The organism is Paenibacillus sp. GbtcB18, from assembly GCF_019091125.1.
In the GTDB taxonomy this organism is placed as follows: Bacteria; Bacillota; Bacilli; order Paenibacillales; family NBRC-103111; genus Paenibacillus_F; species Paenibacillus_F chitinolyticus.
In genome coordinates this window covers 1-2,161 of record NZ_JAGXJX010000046.1, presented here as the reverse complement: position 1 = coordinate 2,161, position 2,161 = coordinate 1, and the positions used below count along the sequence as shown (strand labels likewise).

Here is a 2,161-nt window from a genome sequence, read left to right as displayed (position 1 = left end):
ACCCCGCTGTACATCGAACCTGCATAATAGTTCCACTTACAGTTATATCGTTCTTGAAATATCGGATTTCCTAGTTGATCTGGTTTTAATTTACCGATATGGAAAGGAAGTGGCTCGCTTTTTTTATCTGCCGTATCTTTCAGTATATTCATTAATTCACACGCTTCAGAGGTTTGATTTTGTTTATTTCCGCGTTTTAAGTTTTTTAATTGTTCCTCCGCATCTTCTATACTTAGTCTCCCTTGCTGAAGCGCGTATAAGATATCACTGTAATCCATATTTATCCCTCTTTTAAATATGAAATTTTACGTAAACCCAAATGTCTTTATTTTCCGAATAATTCATTGATCCTTATCTTTACCTCTTCTTGATGGAATGTTTTCTCATGCATAATCACTTCCTGCTCAATTACTAAAGGCAGCTCCTTTCTTATATCTCCAACCAAATGTTCTTTTAACGTGATTAAGGAGTGTCTTGGTTTTTCAGCAATTTCTTGGGCTAAATCATAGGCATAATTCATAACTTCTTGTCTTGGCATGACTGGGAAAGGGACTCCTCTTCTTTCCAGTTCAGATCCTCGATAATTACACGCACCAATCAACATTTCGTGGCCCAAACTAACTCCTAATTTTTTGGGCAATATATAAGTCGCTCCCATTCCAGGCGTAAAACCATATTTCATAAAGTTTGTAGTGTACACGCTTTCACGGCTTAGGATAATAAAGTCAGCAAAAAGACCCATGGCAAAACCACCGCCTATGCCATGACCTTGCATTGCGGAAATCACTGGGATATCACATTCCAAAGCCAAGCTGTAAAGCCCTCCGACTGTAAAATCATTCTTTCGCTCATGTATAGATAATAAGCTTTCTTTAGTTCCCCCTGATGAAAAATAATTATCATATCCGGTCAGTATAACTACTTTATAATTCACATTTTTTTTTATAGATTCAAATGCATGGATTAGACCTTTGATGAGTTCAATTGAGAACGTGTTTTTATTTATTTTGTCTTGCATAGTTATTTGTACGATCCCCGGTCCAACCTCTCGTAAATCAACCACTGGTTGCAAGATGAAAACCTCCTTTTTTTATACCCAGCTATTCGTTTTCTTCTTCCCATGGAAAAAGCCCCTTTTCAATATATCGCTTAATCTTCTCTAAGTTACCGTTCTCTGAGAAGGTTCCATGATTAGCTGTTAGAGCCTTGGGCTTTAATGTATAAAGTAAATCATATAGTGCGCTAGCGTATCTCTTGTACCTCATAATCCCACTTTTAGGTATATACTTTAGTCGTAATAAATGTTTTCTTAGCATTTTTTCACTATGACTATCATACACATCTACTAAATTCCAGGTGTGCGCTTGTTGAACCGTAATTGGGTGTGTCATTAAAGTCATGTAATTGGCTTTTTGAAACCCTACTCTTCTAATCAAAAAAGGTAACACGCAGGCTGGCAATAGACCAAATAAGAGTTCGGATAAGCTGAAAAGAGCCTTCTCGTTTGCAATAACAATATCGCAAGCAGCTACAAAGCCAACTCCTCCCGCATTAACTTTTCCTTGGACATGTGCTATTGTAATATACGGTTTCGAGGTTAGGTTAAGCCATAATTGGTATAAGCTCTCTGGATTCTTGATATTATCTATCCCTTGAAAGTCGGCACCAAAACAAAAATAATCAGGGGACCCTTCGATCACAACTATAGTTACTTCGTGTTCGTACTTATTCAATGCATAGTTGAATTCATCAATTAATTGATCCGTAATCGTGTTTTTATAATTATTTCGATTAAATTTAATGAAACAAATATTCTTCTGATAACGAACCTTAATGCTTTGAAACTCCATGATAGCCACCTGTTTTCTCTACCGAAATCTTCTTATCCAAACATGTTGTTTTCATAAGTGCGCTTTTATACATTTGAAGACTCTTTAATTGTTCTCACACTGGTAGAACACCACTGTAAAACATTTTTTTCAACTATTTCACATGTCTTTTGCATTAACAAATCAGCAATTTTATCTACATTCCGATTGCTCCAATGCTCATAGGGGGTGCCTTTAACCCATAAATTAAACGCTCCCATGGCAGGACCACAATATATTTTGAAGTTATCTATTTCCGAAATTTCACCACGCAAGGTTAACTGGTTACAATA

The 2,161-nt window shown here is 36.3% G+C and carries 4 protein-coding genes; all 4 read right to left on the bottom strand.

Annotation, left to right across the window (positions count from 1 at the left end):
- A partial coding sequence (locus KVT34_RS29350) for a hypothetical protein (protein WP_217563199.1) occupies nt 1–278 on the bottom strand: 278 nt, incomplete at its 3' end.
- A gap of 47 nt (nt 279–325) precedes the next feature.
- Complete coding sequence (locus KVT34_RS29345) at nt 326–1,075, bottom strand: polyketide synthase (RefSeq protein ID WP_217563200.1); 750 nt, start codon at nt 1,073–1,075, stop codon at nt 326–328.
- 25 nt (nt 1,076–1,100) lie between these two features.
- Nucleotides 1,101–1,850, bottom strand: a complete 750-nt coding sequence (locus KVT34_RS29340) for an enoyl-CoA hydratase/isomerase (RefSeq protein WP_217563198.1) — start codon at nt 1,848–1,850, stop codon at nt 1,101–1,103.
- Between the two features lie 65 nt (nt 1,851–1,915).
- Nucleotides 1,916–2,161, bottom strand: a 246-nt coding sequence (locus tag KVT34_RS29335) for a hypothetical protein (protein WP_217563197.1), incomplete at its 5' end; no start/stop codon positions are given.